At 76.2% G+C, this 21,247-nt stretch carries 2 protein-coding genes; both read left to right on the forward strand.

The genetic code is table 11. The features are described from left to right. Nucleotides 1-2 precede the first annotated feature (2 nt). A complete protein-coding gene (locus V6U77_RS14110; protein WP_334606760.1) occupies nucleotides 3-10,364 on the forward strand; it encodes a type I polyketide synthase in 10,362 nt (3,453 codons plus the stop codon). Between the two features lie 22 nt (nucleotides 10,365-10,386). After that, a complete protein-coding gene (locus V6U77_RS14115; RefSeq protein WP_334606761.1) occupies nucleotides 10,387-21,237 on the forward strand; it encodes a type I polyketide synthase in 10,851 nt (3,616 codons plus the stop codon). Nucleotides 21,238-21,247: the final 10 nt, after the last annotated feature.

The raw sequence follows: 21,247 nt of genomic DNA on the forward strand, positions 1-21,247 counted from the left end.
ACATGGCCAACTCGGAGGAGAAGCTCGTCACCGCGCTGCGGGCCTCGCTCAAGGAGAACGAGTGGCTGCGGGAGCAGAACCGCAAGCTGAACTCGACGCTGCGCGAGCCCATCGCCATCGTCGGCATGGCCTGCCGCTACCCGGGCGGGGTGCGGACCCCGGACGACCTGTGGGACCTGGTCGCCGCCGGCGGGGACGGCATCACCGGCTTCCCCACCGACCGGGGCTGGAACGTCGCCGAGCTCTACGACCCCACGCCCGGCACACCGGGCCGGTCGTACACCCGCGAGGGCGGCTTCCTGCACGACGCGGCCCAGTTCGACCCGGAGTTCTTCGGGATCAGCCCGCGCGAGGCGTTGACCATGGACCCGCAGCAGCGGCTGCTGCTGGAGACCTCGTGGGAGGCCCTCGAGAACGCGGGCATCGACCCGACGGGCCTGCGCGGCAGCGACACGGGCGTCTTCGCCGGGATGATGTACCACGACTACGCCGAGAACAACGCCACCGGCGCGATCGCCTCCGGCCGGGTGGCGTACACCCTCGGGCTGGAGGGGCCGGCGGTCACCGTCGACACCGCGTGCTCGTCGTCGCTGGTCGCGCTGCACCTGGCCGTGCAGGCCCTGCGCAACGGCGAGTGCTCGCTCGCGCTGGCCGGCGGGGTCACGGTGATGGCCACCCCGGAGACGTACGTCGCGTTCTCCAAGCAGCGCGGGCTCTCGCCGGACGGCCGGTGCAAGTCCTTCGCCGCCGCCGCCGACGGCACCGGCTTCGCCGAGGGCGTCGGCATGCTGATCGTGGAGCGGCTCTCCGACGCCCGGCGCAACGGGCACCCGGTGCTCGCCGTCGTACGCGGGTCGGCGGTCAACCAGGACGGCGCCTCCAACGGGCTGACCGCGCCGAACGGGCCGGCGCAGCAACGGGTGATCCAGGCGGCACTGGCCAACGCGCGGCTGTCGGCCAACCAGGTCGACGTGGTCGAGGCGCACGGCACCGGCACCACCCTCGGCGACCCGATCGAGGCCCAGGCCATCCTGGCCACCTACGGCCAGGACCGCGAGCGACCCCTCTGGCTCGGCTCGGTCAAGTCCAACATCGGCCACACCCAGGCCGCCGCCGGTGTCGGCGGCATCATCAAGATGGTGCTCGCCATGCGGCACCGGCTGCTGCCGAAGACGCTGCACGTGGACGCTCCGAGCGACCAGGTCGACTGGACCGAGGGCGCGGTCGACCTGCTGACCGAGGCGGTCGCCTGGCCCCGGGGCGCCGAGCCGTCGCGCGCCGGTGTCTCGTCGTTCGGCGTCAGCGGCACCAACGCCCACGTGATCCTGGAGGAGCCGCCCGCGCAGGAGGAGAGCGCCCGGGCCGCGGCCGCGGCGGACGGACCGGTGCCGTGGGTGCTGTCCGGTCGTACGCCCGAGGCCCGACGTGACCAGGCGGCCCGGCTGGTCGCCCACCTCGACCGGCACCCCGCGGCCCCGGCCGACGTCGCCGCCGCACTGGCGGCGCGGACCCGGTTCGAGCACCGGGCGGTCGTGGTCGGCGCGGACCCCGCCGAGCTGCGGGCGGGCCTGGCCGCCGTCGCGGCGGACGAACCCGCGCCGACCGTCGCGACCGGCGCCGCGTCGGGCGACACGCCCCGCGTCGTGTTCATGTTCCCCGGCCAGGGCTCGCAGTGGGCGGGCATGGCCGTCGAACTGATGGACACCGCCGAGGTCTTCGCGAAGCGGATGGACGAGTGCGCGCGGGCCGTGGACGCGTTCACCGACTGGTCGCTGCTGGACGTCGTCCGGGGCGTGCCCGGCGCGCCGTCGCTCGACCGGGTGGACGTGGTGCAACCCGTGCTGTTCGCCGTGATGGTGTCGCTCGCGGCGCTGTGGCGCTCGTACGGCGTGCGGCCCGCCGCCGTGGTGGGGCACTCGCAGGGTGAGATCGCCGCCGCCGTCGTCGCCGGCGCGCTCACCCTCGACGACGGCGCCCGCGTGGTCGCGCTGCGCAGCCGGGCGATCGCCGCCGGGCTGGCCGGGCGCGGCGGCATGGCCTCGGTGGCGGCGCCCCGGGCGGACGTGCAGGAGCGCCTCGCCCGGTGGGGCGAGCGGATCTCGGTCGCTGCCGTCAACGGGCCCGCCGCCACCGTCGTGTCCGGCGAGCCCGAGGCCCTGCAGGAACTGCTGGCCGCGTGCGAGGCCGACGGCGTCCGGATGCGGATGATCCCCGTGGACTACGCCTCGCACTCCGCGCAGGTCGAGGCCATCCGCGACGAACTGCTGCGCGTCCTCGCCGACGTGCGGCCGCGCGGCGCCGACGTGCCGCTGTACTCCACCGTCACCGGCGAGGTCGTCGACACGGCCACCCTCGACGCCGGGTACTGGTACGCGAACCTGCGCGGCACCGTCCGGTTCAACGAGGCGGTCGACCGCCTGCTCGCCGACGGGCACGACGTCCTCGTGGAGATCAGCCCCCACCCCGTGCTCGGGATGGGGGTGCGCGAGATCCTGGACCGCGCCGACGCCCCGGCGGCGCTCGTCGCCTCGCTGCGGCGCGACGAGGGCGGCCTGTCGCGCTTCCTGCTCTCGCTGGGCGAGGCGTACGTGCGGGGGGTCGCCGTCGACTTCTCCCGGCACACCCGCGGCGTCCGGGCCCCGTTGCCGACGTACGCGTTCCAGCACCAGCGGTACTGGCAGCTCGCCGCGGCGTCCGCCGTGGACGCGCGCGGCCTCGGCATCGACGTCGTCGGCCACCCGCTGCTCGGTGCGGCGCTCACCGTCCCGGAACGGGACCTCGTCGTGCTCGCCGGCCGGATCAGCCTCGAGACGCACCCGTGGCTGGCCGACCACGCCGTGCTGGACACCGTCCTGCTGCCCGGCACGGGGCTGGTCGAACTCGCCGTCCGCGCCGGCGACGAGGTCGGCTGCCCCGCGGTCGAGGAACTCGTCATCACCACCCCGCTCGTCGTACCCGCGCACGGCGGGGTGGCGCTGCGGCTCACCGTGGAGGCGCCGGACGAGCACGGCCGCCGCGCGCTCGGCGTCTACGGGCAGACCGACACCGAGGCGCGGATCGGCATGTGGACCCGGCACGCCACCGGCGTCCTCGCCCCGGCCACGGCGGCGGGGGAGAGCCTCACCGAGTGGCCGCCCGCCGACGCGCTCAGCGTCGACGTCGGCGACCTGTACGACCGGCTCGCCGGGCTCGGCCTGCAGTACGGCCCGCTGTTCCAGGGCCTGCGGGCCGCGTGGCGGCGGGGTGACGAGACGTACGCCGAGGTGGCCCTGCCGCAGGGCGTCGACGTCGACGGGTTCGGCCTGCACCCGGCACTGTTCGACGTCGCCCTGCACGCCCTCGCCGCGGACGTCGGCGACGGCGCGGCGAAGCTGCCCTTCTCCTGGAGCGGCGTGACGCTGCACGGGGCCGGCGCGACGAGCCTGCGGGTCCGGCTCACCAGGACGGGGGCGGACAGCGCGGCCCTGCTCCTCGCGGACCACACGGGCGCGCCGGTCGCCTCCGTGGCGGCGCTGACCGTACGCCCGGTGGCCCCGCAGGCGCTCAGGGGACGCAGCGGCTTCGTCGAGTCGCTGTTCCGGCTGGAGCACGCGCCGCTGACCGTCGGCCGGGCCGAGCGCGGCACGTGGCAGACGCTGGGCGACACGGCGGTCTTCGACGCGCCGCCGGTGGCGCTGCCCGACGTGGCCGCCGACACGCTGTTCCTGCCGTGCTTCTCCGACGCGCCCGGCATCTCCGCGGTGCCCGACGTCGCCGCGTACGCGCTGACCACGCTGCAGCGGTGGCTCGCCGACCCGCGCCAGGCCGAGACCCGGCTCGTCGTGGTGACCCGCCCGGACGACCTCGCCGGCGCGGCGGTGCGCGGACTGGTCCGCTCGGCGCAGGCGGAGAACCCGGGGCGGATCGTCCTGCTGGAGGCCGACCACACGGCCGACGGGCTGGTGGCGGCGGCGCTGGCGACCGGGGAGCCGGTGCTCACCGTCCGCGACGGCGTGGTGAGCGCGCCCCGCCTCGCCCGGGTGCCCGAGCAGGACGTCGCCGGCCCGGCGGTGTTCGGCCCGGACGGCACGGTCCTCGTCACCGGCGGCACGGGCACGCTGGGTGGGTTGGTGGCCCGGCACCTGGTCACCGGGCACGGCGTACGCGATCTCGTGCTGACCAGCCGTCGCGGCCTCGCCGCCGCCGGCGCGGAGGCGCTGCGCGACGAACTCGCCGAACTGGGCGCGACCGTGACGGTGCTGGCGTGCGACGTCGCGGACCGCGACCAGGTCGCGGCGCTGCTCGCGGCCCACCCGGTGACCGGCGTCGTGCACACCGCGGGCGTGATGGCCGACGCCACCATCGCCACGCTCACCCCCGACCGGCTCGCCGAGGTGCTGCGCCCCAAGGTCGACGCGGCCTGGCACCTGCACGAGCTGGCCGGGGACGTCAGCGCCTTCGTGCTGTTCTCCTCGGCCGCGGGCGTCTTCGGCAGCCCCGGACAGGGCGGCTACGCCGCCGCGAACGCGGTGCTCGACGCGCTCGCGGCGCGGCGCCGGGCCGCCGGGCTGCCCGCCCACTCGCTCGCCTGGGGGCTGTGGGCCGAACGCAGCGAGATGACCGCCGACGTGGACGGCGCGCAGCTGAGCCGGATGGCCCGCAGCGGCATGAGCGAGCTGTCCAGCAAGGACGGCCTGGCCCTGTTCGACGCCGCCGTCCGGTCGGCCGACGCGCTGCTCGCGCCGGTGCCGGTGGACCTCGCCGCGTTCGGCCGGGACGACCGGGAACCGCCGGAGCTGCTGCGCGGCCTGGTCCGCACCCCGGCCCGCCGGGCGGTGGGCGGCTCCTCCCTCGCCCAGCGGCTGGCCGAGGTGCCCACCGAGCGCTGGCACGAGGTCGTGCTGGAGGCGGTGCTCACCCGCGTCGCGTCCGTGCTCGGCTACGCCAGGGCGGACCGGCTGCCGGCCGGCCGTCCCTTCAAGGAGCTCGGCTTCGACTCGCTCACCGCGCTCGACCTGCGCAACCAGCTCGGCGTGGCGACCGGGCTGCGGCTGCCCGCGACCCTGGTGTTCGACTACCCGACGCCCGAGGCGCTGGCCGGACACCTGGTGGAGCAGCTCGCCGGCGGGCGGACCGCGACGGCGGACGTCGCCGCGGCCCGGCACGACCACGAGCCCGTCGCCATCGTCGGCATGGCCTGCCGGTTCCCCGGCGACGTGCGTACCCCCGAGGACCTGTGGCGGCTGCTGACCGGCGGCGGCGACGCCATCGGGCCCTTCCCCACCGACCGGGGATGGAACCTCGACGCGCTGTTCGACCCGGACCCGGACAACCCCGGCACCAGCTACGTCGACCGGGGCGGGTTCCTCCACGACGTGGCCCACTTCGACCCCGGCTTCTTCGGCATCTCCCCGCGCGAGGCGCTGGCGATGGACCCGCAGCAGCGGCTACTGCTGGAGACCTCGTGGGAGGCGCTGGAGCGGGCCGGCATCGACCCGACCACGCTGCGCGGCAGCCGGACCGGCGTGTACGCGGGCGTCATGTACAACGACTACGGCACCGTGCTCGCCGGCTCCGCCGAGTCCGTCGACGGGTTCCTCTCCACCGGCAACTCCGGCGGCGTGATCTCGGGCCGGATCTCGTACACGTTCGGGCTCGAGGGCCCGGCGATGACGGTCGACACCGCCTGCTCGTCGTCGCTGGTCGCTCTGCACCTCGCCGTCTCCGCGCTGCGCAACGGGGAGTGCTCCCTCGCGCTCGCCGGTGGCGTGTCGGTGATGTCGACGCCGGGCACCTTCCTGGAGTTCTCCCGGCAGCGCAACCTGGCCCCCGACGGGCGGTGCAAGTCGTTCGCGGGCGCGGCCGACGGCACGTCGCTCTCCGAGGGTGTCGGCGTGCTGGTGGTCGAGCGGCTCTCCGACGCCCGCCGCCACGGCCACCCCGTGCTGGCCGTGGTACGCGGCTCGGCCGTGAACTCCGACGGCGCCTCCAACGGGCTCACCGCCCCCAACGGGCCGTCGCAGCAGCGGGTGATCCGGGCCGCCCTGGCGGACGCGCGGCTGTCGCCGTCCGACGTCGACGTCGTCGAGGCGCACGGCACGGGCACCACGCTGGGCGACCCGATCGAGGCGCAGGCCGTCCTCGCCACGTACGGGCAGGAGCGGGCCGCGCCGGTGCTGCTCGGTTCGGTCAAGTCGAACCTCGGGCACACGCAGGCCGCCGCCGGAGTGGCCGGCATCATCAAGGTGGTGCTGGCGCTGCGCCACGGCGTGCTCCCGCCGACCCTGCACGTCGACGAGCCCTCGCCGCACGTGGACTGGTCCGCCGGTGCCGTCCGCGTCGCCTCGGACGCCACGCCGCTCGCCGCCGCCGACCGCCCGGTGCGCGCCGCCGTGTCCTCCTTCGGCATCAGCGGCACCAACGCCCACGTCGTGCTGGAGCAGGCCGACCCGGCGCCGCCGGCCGACGAGCCGGACGTGCCGTTCACGCCGTGGCTGCTCTCCGCGCGCACCGAGGAGGGGCTGCGGGAGCAGATCCCCCGGCTGCGTGCCCACGTGGCCGCCGATCCGACGCTGCGCCCGGTCGACGTCGCGTACACGCTCGCCACCGGGCGGGCCGGCTTCCCGTACCGCGCGGCGCTGCTCGGTGACCAGGTGGTGACCGGAGCGGTCGACGGCGGCAAGCTCGCGATGGTCTTCACCGGTCAGGGGGCGCAGCGGGTCGGGATGGTGGGGGAGCTGATGGGCTTCCCGGTGTTCGCGGCGGCGTTCGACGAGGTGTGCGGTGCGTTCGACGGGCATCTGGAGCGGCCGTTGCGGGAGGTGTTGGGCAGCGAGGAGGTGCATCAGACGGGGTGGGCGCAGCCGGCGTTGTTCGCGGTGGAGGTGGCGCTGTTCCGGTTGTTCGAGTCGTGGGGGGTGCGGCCGGACTTCGTGGCGGGGCACTCGATCGGTGAGTTGGCGGCGGCGCACGTGGCGGGGGTGTGGTCGTTGGCCGACGCCGCGAAGGTGGTCGCGGCGCGGGGCCGGTTGATGCAGGCGCTGCCCACCGGTGGGGCGATGGTGGCCGTACGGGCCACGGAGGAGGAGGTCGCGCCGCTGCTCTCCGGTGACGTGGCGATCGCGGCGGTGAACGGGCCGGAGTCGGTGGTGCTCTCCGGCGAGGAGGCCGCCACCCTCGCCGTGGCCGAGAAGCTGTCGGGGAAGAGCCGCAGGGCGCGACGACTGAGCGTGTCGCACGCGTTCCACTCGCCGCTGATGGACCCCATGCTCGACGGGTACCGCGCGGTCGTGGCCCAGGTGGAGTGCCGGGAACCGGCCATCGAGCTGGTCTCGACGGTCACGGGCGAGCCCACCACCCTCGACGCCGAGCACTGGGTGCGCCAGGTGCGCCAGCCCGTCCGGTACGCCGACGCGGTCGCCACGCTGGCCGCGTCCGGCGCCACCACCTTCCTGGAGATCGGCCCGGACGCGGTGCTGACCGCGCTCGGGCGCAACGTGGCCGAGGGCGAGTGGATCCCGGCGTGCCGCAGGGGCCGCGACGAGGCGGAGACCGTGGCCACCGCGCTCGCCCGGCTCGCGGTGCGCGGCACGCGCATCGACTGGCCCACGGTGGTGCCGGGACGGACCGTGGAGCTGCCCACCGCCGCGTTCCAGCACCAACCGTACTGGCCCCGGGCCGGCGCCGGCACCGGCGACGCGAGCGGGCTCGGCCAGACGCGGGCGAACCACCCGCTGCTGGGCGCGGCGGTCGAGCTGCCGGACGGCGGCGCGGTGTTCACCGGCCGGCTCGCGCTGGCCACCCACCCCTGGCTGGCCGACCACGCGGTGGCGGACCTGGTGCTGCTGCCCGGCGCGGCGCTGGTCGAGCTGGCGGCCCACACCGGCCGCGAGCTCGGCTGCCCCCGCGTCGAGGAACTGACGCTGGAGGCGCCGCTGGTGCTGCCGGACTCCGGCGGCGTCCAGGTGCGCGTGACGGTCAGCGCGCCGGCGCCGGACGGCGACCGGGAGGTGGGCGTGCACTCCCGGATCGAGGACGAGGACGGCTGGACCACCCACGCGGTGGGCCGACTGACCCCGCGCGCCACCGCCGGCGCGGACCTGCGGGCCTGGCCGCCGGACGCGGAGCCGGTCGACGTCTCGACGGCGTACGACGCATTGTTCGCGCGCGGCCTGCGCTACGGTCCGGTCTTCCAGGGCCTCACCGCGGCGTGGCGACGCGGGGACGAGGTGTACGCGGAGATCACCCTGCCCGAGCAGGCGCACGACGACGCCGGCCGCTTCGGCCTGCACCCGGCGCTGCTGGACGCCGTCCTGCACGCGGTGGCGTCGACCGGCGACGGCGACCCGGGGCTGCCGTTCTCGTGGCGCGGGTTCACCGTGCACGCGGCCGGCGCCGACCGGCTGCGGGCCCGGATCGTGCCGGGCGACGGCACGGCGGCCATCACCCTGGCCGACGCGACCGGCGCCCCGGTGGCCTCGGTCGAGGCGCTGGCGGTGCGCCCTGTGTCGCCGCAACAGCTCGCGGCCCTGCGCCGCGACCGGCACGAGTCGCTGCTGTGCCTGGAGTGGACGCCGCTGACCGGATCGCCCCGGCCGCGCACCGTCGCGGTGCTCGGGGACCGGATCGCCGGCCTCGACGCGACCGCGTACCCGGACCTGGCGGCCCTCGCCGCCGCCGTCGACGCCGGCGCCGCGGTGCCCGAGGTGGTGGTGGCGCGGTGCGTCCCGCAGCGGGGGACGGCGGAGGCGGCACGGGCCCGCGCAGCCACCGGTCAGGTCCTCGACCTGGCGCAGCAGTGGCTCGCCGACGACCGGTTCGCCGCCGCCCGGCTCGCCGTGCTGACCAGCGGCGCGGTGGCCACCCACCCCGACGCCGACGTCACCGACCTCGCCGGGGCCGCGGCCTGGGGCCTGGTCCGCTCCGCCCAGTCCGAACACGGTGACCGCTTCGTCCTGGTGGACGTCGACGCGGACGCCGGCACCGGGCTGCCGGCCGCGCTCGGCTCCGACGAGCCGCAGCTCGCCGTACGCGGCGCCGACGTCCTGGTGCCGCGCCTGACGCGGGTCGGCGCGACCGGCGACGCCGCCGCGACCGCATTCGAGGGGACCGTCCTGGTCACCGGCGCCACCGGGGCGCTCGGTCGGCTCGTCGCCCGGCACCTGGTGACCCGGCACGGGGTGCGCGAGCTGGTGCTGGCCAGCCGCAGCGGTCCGGCCGCCGAGGGCGCCGCCGAACTGCGCGCCGAACTCGTCGCCCTGGGGGCAGAGGTCACCGTCGCCGCGTGCGACGTCGCCGACCCCGACGCGCTCGCGGCGCTGCTCGCGGCGCACCCGGTCCGCGGGGTGGTGCACACGGCGGGAGTCGTCGACGACGCCGTCATCAGCTCGCTCACCCCCGACCGGATCGACCGGGTGCTGCGGCCCAAGGTCGACGCCGCGACGAACCTGCACGAGCTGACCCGGGACCTGAGCGCGTTCGTGCTGTTCTCGTCGGCCTCCGGCGTGCTGGGCGGACCCGGCCAGGGCAACTACGCCGCCGGCAACGCCTACCTGGACGCGCTCGCCCAGCACCGGCGGGCCAACGGCCTGCCGGCCGTGTCGCTGGCCTGGGGGCGCTGGGCGCAGGAGGGCATGGCGGAGCAGTTGACCGAGGCCGACCTGCGGCGCATGTCGCGCTCCGGCATCGACGCGCTCCCCGTCGAGGAGGCGCTTGCCCTCTTCGACGCGGCCCTGCACATCGGGGGCATGGTGGCGCCCGTCAAGCTCGATCACCGGGCCCTGCGGGAACGCGCCGTCGCCGGCATGGTGCCGCCGCTGCTGCGCGGCCTGGTCCGCGTGCCCGCCAGGCGGGCGGCCGACGCCGACGCGGGAGCGGCCGAGGCGCTGCGCCAGCGGCTCGCCGGGCAGGACGCCGAGGAGGCCGAAGCCATCCTGCTCGACCTGGTGCGTACCCAGGTGGCGGGGGTGCTGGCCTATCCGGACCCGGGCGCGGTCGCCGCCGACCGGCCGTTCAACGAGCTCGGCTTCGACTCGCTCACCGCGGTCGAGCTGCGCAACCGGGTGAGCGCGGCCACCGGGCTGCGGCTGTCCGCGACGCTGGTGTTCGACCACCCGACGTCGAAGGCCCTGGCCGCGTACCTGGGGACCGAGTTGTCCGGCGAGTCCGGCGGGGCCAACGCGGTGCTGGCCGCGTTCACCGAACTCGACCGCCTCGAGGCGGTCCTGCGCGACGTCGACGAGCAGTCCCGTACCCGGCTGTCGCTGCGGCTGCGGGACGTGCTGTCGAAGCTGGGCGGCGAGCCGGCTTCCACCGGCAACGACATCGAATCCGCGACCGACGACGAGGTCTTCGCTCTCATCGACAGCGAACTCGGGATCTCATGACAGTGCGAGGAGGGCGACCCTAGTGGCCAACGAGGACAAGCTCCGGGACTACCTGAAGCGGGTCACGGTCGACCTGCAGAAGACCCGGCAGCGCCTGCACGAGGTGGAGGCGTCCGCGCACGAGCCGGTCGCGATCGTCGGCATGGCCTGCCGCTACCCGGGGGGCGTGACGAGCCCCGAGGACCTGTGGCGGCTGGTGGAGTCCGGGGCCGACGCCACCGGCGCGTTCCCGACCGACCGCGGCTGGGACCTGGAGTCGCTGTACGACCCCCAGTCGCTGCGGGAGGGCACCTCCTACACCTCGCGCGGCGGCTTCCTGTACGACGCGGCGGACTTCGACCCCACGTTCTTCGGCATCAGCCCCCGCGAGGCGGTCGGATTGGACCCCCAGCAGCGGCTGCTGCTGGAGGTCGCGTGGGAGAGCCTGGAGCGTGCCGGCATCGACCCCGCCTCGCTCGCCGGCAGCCCGACCGGCGTGTTCACCGGCCTGATGTACCACGACTACGCGGGCAGCAACAGCTCCGGCAGCGTGGTCTCCGGCCGGGTCGCCTACACGCTGGGGCTGGAGGGGCCGGCGGTCACCGTCGACACCGCCTGCTCGTCGTCGCTGGTGGCGCTGCACCTGGCGATCCAGGCCCTGCGCCGGGGCGACTGCACGCTCGCGCTCGTCGGCGGGGTCTCGGTCATGGCGACACCGCTGACGTTCGTCGAGTTCTCCCGTCAGCGGGGCCTGTCGCCGGACGGGCGGTGCCGCTCGTACTCGGCCGACGCCGACGGCACCGGCTTCGCCGAGGGCGTCGGCGTGCTGCTGGTGGAGCGCCTGTCGGACGCGATCGAGCACGGCCACCGCGTCCTGGCGGTCGTGCGGGGCTCGGCGGTCAACCAGGACGGCGCGTCGAACGGGCTGACCGCGCCGAACGGACCGTCGCAGCAGCGCGTCATCGAGGCGGCGCTGGTCGACGCGGGCCTGTCGACCCGCCAGGTCGACGTGGTCGAGGGGCACGGCACCGGCACGACCCTGGGCGACCCCATCGAGGCGCAGGCGCTGCTCGCGACGTACGGCCAGGAGCGCGAGGACCCGCTCTGGCTCGGCTCGGTGAAGTCCAACATCGGCCACACCCAGGCCGCCGCCGGGGTCGCCGGTGTCATCAAGATGGTCGAGGCGATCCGGCGCGGCGTCCTGCCCGCGACGCTGCACGCCGAGCAACCGTCGGACCAGGTGGACTGGACGACCGGGAACGTGCGCCTGCTGACCGCGGCCACGCCGTGGCCGCGTACCGGGCAGCCGCGCCGGGCGGCGGTCTCGTCGTTCGGGTTCAGCGGCACCAACGCCCACGTGATCGTGGAGCAGGCGCCGGACGCCGACGCACCCGTGCCCGCCTCGGCGCCGGTGACGTCGTTGCTGCTCACCGCCCGCGACACCGACGCCCTGCGGGACCAGGCGCGGCGACTGTCCGCCGTGGTGTCGCAGGTGGAACCCGCCGAGCTGGGTTACGCCCTGGCCACCACCCGGACCCGCTTCGCGCACCGGGCCGCGGTGCTCGGCTCGTCCGCCGAGGATCTGGGTGCCGCCCTGGCCGCCCTGGCCCGCGACGAGCAGGCCGCCAACCTGGTCCGTGGCCGGGCGGCGGACGGCCGGATCGCGATGCTCTTCTCCGGGCAGGGCGCGCAGCGCCTCGGCATGGGCCGTGGGCTGTACGCCGCGTACCCGGAGTTCGCGGCGGCGTTCGACGAGGTCTGCGCCGCCCTGGACCCGCACCTGGACCGGCCGCTGCGCGAGGTCCTCGACACCGACGACCTGCATCTGACCGGCTGGACCCAGCCCGCCCTGTTCGCCGTCGAGGTGGCCCTCTACCGGCTCGTCCGGTCCTGGGGCGTCACCCCGTCGGTCCTGGCCGGGCACTCGATCGGCGAGCTGGCCGCCGCGCACGTCGCGGGGGTGTTCCCGCTCGCCGACGCGGCCCGCCTGGTCGCGGCCCGGGGTCGGCTGATGCAGGCGCTGCCGGCGGGCGGGGCGATGCTGGCCGTCCAGGCCACCGAGGACGAGGTCGCGCCGCTGCTCGGCGCGGACGTCGACATCGCCGCCGTCAACGGTCCCGACTCGGTGGTCGTCTCCGGCACCGAGGAGGCGGTGGCGGCCGTGGCCGAGCGGTTCGCCGACCGCCGGACCCGGCGGCTGACCGTGTCGCACGCCTTCCACTCGCCGCTGATGGAGCCGATGCTCGCGCAGTTCCGGGCGGTGGCCGAGACGATCTCGTACGCGCCGCCGACGATCCCGCTGGTCTCCACCGTCACCGGCGCGCCGGCGGGCGACGAGCTGGCGACGCCCGAGTACTGGGTCGGGCAGGTCCGCGCGACCGTACGCTTCGCGGACGCGGTACGCGCCGCCGCCGCGACCGGCGCCACGACGTTCCTCGAACTGGGCCCGGACTCGGTGCTCGCCACCATGGCGGCGGACTGCCTGGACGGCGACGTGCTGGCCACGCCGGCGCTGCGCCGCGACCGCGACGAGCCGCGTGCCCTGGTGGAGGCGCTGGCGCGGCTGGAGACCCGCGGCGCCACGGTGGACCCGCAGGCGTTCTACCGCCGGTCGGGAGCCTCCTGGGTGGACCTGCCCACGTACGCCTTCCAGCACGAGCGTTTCTGGCGGGACAGCGTCGAGGCGGCGGTCGTCGCCGACGCGTCCGGCGACGACGACGGCCTGTGGGCGGCGGTGGACAGCGGCGACCTCGACACGGTGGTCACCACGCTCGACGTGGATCCGCAGGCGCCCCTGGCGGCGGTGCTGCCCGCGCTCTCCGCGTGGCGCCGGGGGCGGCAGGAGCGCTCCGCGCTGGACGGCTGGCGCTACCGGGCCGGCTGGGAGCGCCTTCCCGGCGGCACCCCGGGCACCCTGACCGGCACCTGGTTGCTGCTGGTCCCCGGACCGGCGGTGACCGGTGACGCGGGTACCGCCGTCGCCGACGCGCTCACCGCGCACGGCGCCACGGTCGTCACCACCGACCTCGCCGGCCTGGCCGGCCACCTCGACGGCGAACCGGCCGGCGTGGTCTCCCTCCTCGCGCTCGACGAGGCGTTCCTGCCCGGGCACCCCGGCGTCCCGGCCGGCGCCGCCGCCACCCTCGAGGCGGTCCGTACGCTCGCCGGGCGGGGCGTCGCGCTGTGGTGCCTCACCCGGGGGGCCGTCGCCACCTCCCCGGCCGACCCGGTGACGGGCGTGGCGCAGTCGCAGGTGTGGGGCCTCGGCCGGGTCGCCGCGCTGGAGCTGCCCGACAGCTGGGGTGGCCTGGTCGACCTGCCCGCCGAGCTGGACGGGCGCTGCGCCGCCGCGCTGGCCGGTGTGCTCGCCGGCATCGGCGAGGACCAGGTCGCGGTGCGCCCGGACGGGGTGTTCGTGCGCCGGCTGCACCGCGCGCCGGTCACCGGCAACCCGCGCTGGCGCGGCGCGTCCGGCACCGTGCTGGTCACCGGCGGCACCGGCACCCTCGGCATCGAGGTCGCCCGGCTGTACGCGCGCCACGGCGCCGAGCGGCTCGTCCTGCTGAGCCGACGCGGCACCGCCCCCGCCGAACTCCTCGACGAACTGCGCGGGCTGGGCCCGGAGGTCGACGTCGTGGCCTGTGACGTGGCCGACCGGGCGGCCCTGGAGGCGGTGGTCGACCGCTACCCCGACGTGCGCGCCGTGGTGCACGTGGCGGGGCTGGCCCAGCTGACCGGCATCGTCGACATGGATCTCGCCGAGTTCACCGACGTCGTCTCCGCGAAGGTCGGCGGCGCCGCCAACCTCGACGCGATCTTCGCCGAGCGCGACCTCGACGAGTTCGTGCTCTTCTCCTCCGTGGCCGGCGTCTGGGGCAGCGGCGGCCAGGCCGCGTACGCCGCCGGCAACGCGCACCTGTGCGCCCTCGCCGAGGCGCGGCGCGGCCGGGGACAGCCGGCCACCGCCCTCGCCTGGGGCCCGTGGGCCGAGAGCACGCTGGTGGACGACGAGATCTCGGCCTCGCTGCGCAAGCGGGGCCTGGCGCCGATGGCGCCGGAGCGGGCCGTCGCGGCCATGCGTACCGCCCTGGCGGTCGGCGACACGGACGTGCTGCTCGCCGACGTGGACTGGGCCACCTTCGTGCCGTCGTTCACCGCGCTGCGGCCGAGCCGGCTGTTCGACACCATCCCCGAGGCCGTCGCCGACGAGGCGCCGACCGACACGTCCACCTCGTCGGACTTCGTCCGCCGCCTCGCCGACCTGCCGGAGGCGGAGCGCCTCGACCACGTCGTCGGGCTCGTCCGCACCCAGGTCGCGCTCACGCTCGGCTACGCGGGCCCGGAGGCGGTCGAACCGGCCTCCGCGTTCAAGGAGCTGGGCTTCGACTCGGTCACCGCCGTGGAGTTCCGCAACCGGATGGTCGAGGCCACCGGCGTACGGCTCTCCGCGGCCGTCGCCTTCGACTACCCGACCCCGGTCGCGCTGGCCGAGCACCTGCTGGAGACCGGCCGCACCGAGGTGGTCGTCGGCACCGTCGCCGCCGACGAACCGATCGCCATCGTCGGCATGAGCTGCCGCTTCCCCGGCGGCGTCGGCTCCCCGGAACAGCTGTGGACGATGCTGTGCGAGGGGCGCGACGGCATCGGCCCGTTCCCCACCGACCGCGGCTGGGACCTCGACGGCCTGTTCCACCCCGACCCGGAGCACTCCGGGACCAGCTACGTGCGCGAGGGTGGCTTCCTCGCCGACCTGCCGGGCTTCGACGCGGCCTTCTTCGGCATCAGCCCCCGCGAGGCCGAGGCCATGGATCCGCAGCAGCGGCTGGTGCTGGAGGCGTCCTGGGTGGCGTTCGAGGACGCCGGCATCGACCCGACCACGCTGCGCGGCAGCGCGACCGGGGTGTACGTCGGCGCCAACAACATCGACTACGCCCGGATCACCGGCGCGGCCGGGGCCAGCGCGGAAGGCTTCATGGCCACCGGCAACGCCGCGAGCATCCTGTCGGGTCGCCTGTCGTACGTGCTGGGGCTGGAGGGCCCGGCCGTGACGGTGGACACCGCCTGCTCGTCGTCGCTGGTGGCGATGCACCTGGCGGTGCGGGCGCTGCGCTCGGGCGAGTGCGCGATGGCGGTCGCGGGCGGCGTGACCGCCATGTCGACGCCGGGCGCGTTCCTGGAGTTCAGCCGGATGCGCGGGCTCGCCCCGGACGGGCGCTGCAAGGCGTTCGCGGCCGGCGCGGACGGCACCAACTGGGGCGAGGGCATCGGCGTGGTCGTGCTGGAGCGGCTCTCCGACGCCCTCGCCGCCGGCCACGAGGTCCTCGCCGTGGTACGCGGGACCGCCGTCAACCAGGACGGCGCGTCCAACGGGCTGACCGCGCCGAACGGGCCGGCGCAGCAGCGGGTCATCCGGCAGGCGCTCGCCGACGCCGGGCTGTCCACCGCCGACGTGGACGTGGTGGAGGCGCACGGCACCGGCACGACGCTGGGCGACCCCATCGAGGTCGACGCGCTCTTCGCCACGTACGGCCGCGACCGCGCCGCCGAGCGGCCGCTCTGGCTCGGCTCGGTGAAGTCGAACATCGGCCACACCCAGGCCGCCGCGGGCGTGGCCGGGGTGATCAAGATGGTGCTCGCGCTGCGGCACGGCGAACTGCCCCGGACCCTGCACGTCGACGAGCCGACGGCGCACGTCGACTGGTCGGGCGGGGTGCGGCTGCTGGCCGAACCGCAGCCGTGGGGGCGCGACGGCCACCCGCGTCGCGGCGGCGTCTCGTCGTTCGGGTTCAGCGGCACCAACGCCCACCTCGTCATCGAGGAGGCCCCGGCGGCGCCCGAGGCCGAGCGGCCGTCCGACGACGGGCCGGTCGCGCTCGTGCTCTCCGCCCGCTCGGACGGGGCGCTGCGCCAGCAGGCCGCCGAGATCGAGCCGCTCCTGGCCGAGGTGGCACCGCGCGACCTGGCGTACTCGCTGGCCCTGCGGACCACCCACCCGCGCCGCGCGGTCGTCGTGGGCGGGGCCGACGAGCTGCGCGCCGGCCTGGCCGCGCTCGCGGCGGGTGAACCGGCGCCGAACCTCGTCACCGGCGTCGCCGGTACGCCCGGCAAGGTGGCCTTCTCCTTCCCCGGGCAGGGCTCGCAGTGGATCGGCATGGCCGTGGAACTGCTCGACGCCTGCCCGGTGTTCGCCGCGCGGATGGCCGAGTGCGAGGCCGCATTGGCGCCGCACGTCGACTGGTCCCTGGAGGCCGTCCTGCGGCAGGGGGAGGGGCTGGACCGGGTGGACGTCGTCCAGCCCGTCCTGTTCGCCGTCATGGTGTCGCTCGCGGCGCTGTGGCGCTCCCACGGGGTCGAGCCCGCCGCCGTGGTGGGGCACTCCCAGGGGGAGATCGCCGCCGCCTGCGTGGCGGGCGCGCTCTCCCTGGCGGACGCGGCCAGGGTCGTCGCCCTGCGCAGCCGGGCGCTGCTGCGCCTGGCCGGCAAGGGCGGCATGGTCTCCGTGCCGCTGCCGGTGGCCGAGGTGCGGGAGCGGCTGGAGCGCTTCGGCGGCCGGGTGACCGTGGCGACCGTCAACGGGCCGCGCTCGACGGTGGCGGCCGGCGAGCCGGACGCCCTCGACGAGCTGCTGGCCGAGTGCCAGCGCGACGGCGTACGCGCCAAGCGCATCGACGTGGACTACGCGTCGCACTCGGCGTACGTGGAGGAGCTGCACGATGAGCTGCGCGACGTGCTGGCCGGGCTGGAGCCCCGCCGGCCCGAGGTGCCGCTCTACTCGACCGTGGACGACCGCTGGCTGGACGACGCCGGGATGGACGCCGGGTACTGGTACCGCAACCTCCGTCAGACCGTGTGGTACGAGCCCGCCGTCCGGGCCCTGCTCGACGCGGGCGTCACCACGATCGTCGAGGTCAGCCCGCACCCCGTGCTGACCATCGGCGTGCAGGACGTCATCGACGACGCGGAGGCCGCCGCCACGGTCGTGGGCTCGCTGCGCCGCGACGAGGGGGGCCTGGCGCGTTTCCTGCTCTCCCTGGGCGAGGCGCACGTGCACGGCGTCCACCCGACGTGGGCGCTCGAGGGCGCGCGCCGGGTCCGGCTCCCCGGCTACCCGTTCCAGCACGAGCGCTACTGGCCGGCGGTGGCGACGGTGACCGCCGACGCGGCCGGGCTGGGACTCGGCGCCACCGAGCACCCGCTGCTCGGCGCGGCGGTCGCGCTCGCCGACGCGGACGGCCTGCTGTTCACCGGCCGCATCTCGGTGGCCGCACACCCGTGGCTGGCCGACCACCGGGTCGGCGGGCAGGTCTTCGTGCCCGGGACCGCGCTGGTGGACCTCGCGGTCCGCGCCGGCGACGAGGCCGACTGCGGCCGGGTCGAGGAGCTGACCCTGACCGCGCCCCTGGTCCTGCCCGACAAGGGCGGGGTCCAGGTGCAGCTGCGCGTCGGCGCGCCCGACGACGACGGGCAGCGGCAACTGACCATCCACTCCCGTCCCGACGGGGTCGCCACCGACGCGACGCCGTGGGTGCGCAACGGCGTCGGCCTGCTCGCCCCCGGGGAGCCGGCCGGCCGGTTCGACACCCCCTGGCCCCCGCAGGCCGAGCCCGTCGCGTCCGACGAGCTGTACGCCACCCTCGCCGCGGCGGGCCTGACGTACGGCCCGACGTTCCAGGGCGTACGCCGGGTGTGGCGCCACGGCGAGGAGATCTTCGCCGAGGTCGCCCTGCCGGCGTCCGCCGCCCGGACGGCGGCGGCCGGGTACGGCCTGCACCCGGCGCTGCTCGACGCCGCGCTGCACCCGCTCGCGCTCGTCACCAGCGGCACGCAGGCGCTGCTGCCGTTCGAGTGGAGCGGCGTCGCCGTCCACGCCGTCGGCGCCACGGAGCTGCGCGTGCGGCTGTCCCCGCGCGGCCGGAACACGGTGGCGGTGACCGTCGCCGACCAGACCAACGCCCTGGTCGCCGAGGTCGAGTCGCTGGTGCTGCGGGAGGCCACCGCCCCCGCGCAGCCGAGCACGCACCACGACGCCCTCTTCCGCCTGGAGTGGACCCCGGTCGCCGCGCCGGCGGCCCCGTCGGACGCCCGCTGGGCGGCCCTCGGCGGGTGCACCCTGCCGCGGGACGCCGGACTCGTCACCGACACCTACCCGGACCTGGCGGCCCTGCGGGCCCGGGTGGCCGACGGCGCGCCGATGCCCGCCCTCGTCGCCCTGCCCTGCGCGGCCGACGCGGCCGACGACCTCGCCGGGGCGGCCCACCGGGTCGTCCACGACACCCTGGCGGTGCTGCGCGAGTGGCTCGCCGACGAGCGGTTCGCCGACGCCCGGCTGGTCGTCGTCACCCGGGACGCGGTGAGCGTGCACGAGGCGGCCGGCGACCTGGCCAGCTCGCCGGTGTGGGGCCTGCTCCGCTCGGCCCAGAGCGAACACCCGGACCGCTTCGTCCTGCTCGACGTCGACGACCGCGAGCCGCACCGGGCCCTCGCGGCGGCGGTCGCGGCCGACGAGCCGCAGGTCGCCGTCCGCGACGGCGTCGTGCTGGCCCCGCGACTCGCCCGCGCCGCCGGCAGCAACGCGCTGGTGGCGCCGCCGGTCGACCGCTGGCGGCTGGACGTCACCACGCCCGGCACGCTGGACAACCTGGCGCTGCTGCCCGAGGCGGAGGAGCCCCGCCCGCTGGGGCCGGGCCAGGTGCGTATCGCGATGCGGGCCGCCGGCCTCAACTTCCGGGACGTGCTGATCGCCCTCGACATGTACCCCGGCGGCGGGGTGATGGGCGGCGAGGGCGCCGGCGTGGTCGTCGAGGCCGCGCCGGACGTGACCGGCGTCGCGGTCGGCGACCGGGTCATGGGCCTCTTCTACGGCGCCTTCGGCACGGAGGTCGTCACCGACGCGCGGATGGTCGTGCCGGTGCCGTCGGACTGGTCGTTCGCCACCGCGGCGTCGACGCCGATCGCGTTCTGCACCGCCTACTTCGCGCTGGTCGACCTGGCCCAGGTGAAGCCGGGGGAGCGGGTGCTGGTGCACGCCGCCGCCGGTGGCGTCGGCATGGCGGCGGTCCGCCTCGCCCGGCACCTCGGCGCGCAGGTGTACGGCACCGCCAGCACCGGCAAGTGGGACGCCCTGCGCGAGATGGGGCTGCCGGACACGCACATCGGCAACTCCCGCACGCTGGAGTTCGAGGAGCGGTTCGGCGCCGAGGGCATCGACGTGGTGATCGACTCGCTGGCCAAGGAGTTCGTCGACGCCTCGCTGCGCCTGCTGGGCGCGGGCGGCCGGTTCATCGAGATGGGCAAGACCGACGTACGCGACCCGGGTCAGGTCGCCGCCGACCATCCGGGCGTCGCCTACCAGGCGTTCGACCTGCTCACCATCGACCCGGACCGGGTCGGCGCGATCCTGCGCGACGTGGTCGCCCTGCTCGGCGCCGGCGACGTCACGCCGCTGCCGGTGCGGACGTACGACATCCGTCGCGCCCCGGAGGCGTTCCGGCACATGTCCAAGGCCCGGCACGTCGGCAAGCTGGTGCTCACCGCGCCGCCCCGGCGCGACCCCGACGGCACGGTGCTCGTCACGGGCGGCACCGGCACCCTCGGCGCCCTGCTGGCGCGGCACCTGGTGACCCGGCGGGGGGTGCGTCACCTCCTGCTGACCAGCCGCCGTGGCCCGGACGCTCCGGGGGCCGCCGAGCTGGTGGCCGAGCTGACCTCGTACGGCGCGGAGGTCACCGTCGCGGCGTGCGACGCGGCGGACCGCGCGGCGCTGGCCGAGACCCTGGCCCGGGTGCCCGCCGCGCACCCGCTGACCGCCGTGGTGCACACGGCGGGCGTCCTCGACGACGGCCTGGTGGCCGCGCTGACCCCGGAGCAGGTCGACGCGGTGCTGCGCCCCAAGGTCGACGCGGCGGTCAACCTGCACGAGCTGACCCTGGGCGGCGAGCTGGCCGAGTTCGTCGTGTTCTCCGCGGCGGCCGGCACGATGGGCGGCCCCGGGCAGGGCAACTACGCGGCGGCGAACACCTTCCTGGACGCGCTCGTGGCGCGGCGCCGGGCGGCCGGGCTGCCCGCCCGTTCGCTCGCCTGGGGCCTGTGGAGCGAGGCGAGCGGAATGACCGCGCACCTCGACGCCAACGACCGCGCCCGGATGGCCCGCGTCGGGCTGCTGGAGCTGTCGGTGCAGCAGGGCATGGCGCTGTACGACGCGGCGGAGCTCATCGACGAGCCGCTGCTGGTGCCCATGCCGGTGGACCCGGCGGCGCTGCGCGAGCTGGGGCGGGCGGGCATGCTGCCCGCGCTGCTGCGTGGCCTGGCGCGGGGCCCGTCCCGGCGGTCGGTGGAGCAGTCGACGCAGTCGCCCGGCGCCCTGCGGGATCTCCTGGCGAGCCAGAGCGGCCCGCAGCGGCGGCACACCGCGCTGGAGTTCGTCAAGGCGCAGGCCGCCGCCGTGCTCGGGCACGCCGGGGCGGGCGCGGTGGACCCCGACCGGCCGTTCACCGAGCTGGGCTTCGACTCGCTGACCGCCGTCGAGTTCCGCAACCGGCTGAAGGCCGCCACCGGCCTGAAGCTCTCCGCCACCATGGTCTTCGACCACCCGACCGCCGCGGCGCTCACCGACCACCTGCTGGCCGGGCTCGCCCCCGCCGAGGTGGACCCGGCGGCGGGGCTGCTGGCCGAGCTGGACCGGCTGGAACGCTCGTTCGCCGAGGCCGGCGCGGCGGGCCTGGCGGATCCGGTCAAGGAACGGATTACCGAACGGTTGCACGCCGTGATGTCGAATTGGCGTGGCAGGTCCGACGTGGACACCGAACCCGACGGCCTGGACGTGGGCCTGGTGCTGAAGACCGCCTCGGCCGACGACCTGTTGCGGTTCATCGACGACGAACTCGGCACCGGTTGAGCCGGACGCG

The sequence above is a fragment of the Micromonospora sp. CPCC 205546 genome (genome assembly GCF_036902715.1).
GTDB lineage: Bacteria > Actinomycetota > Actinomycetes > Mycobacteriales > Micromonosporaceae > Micromonospora.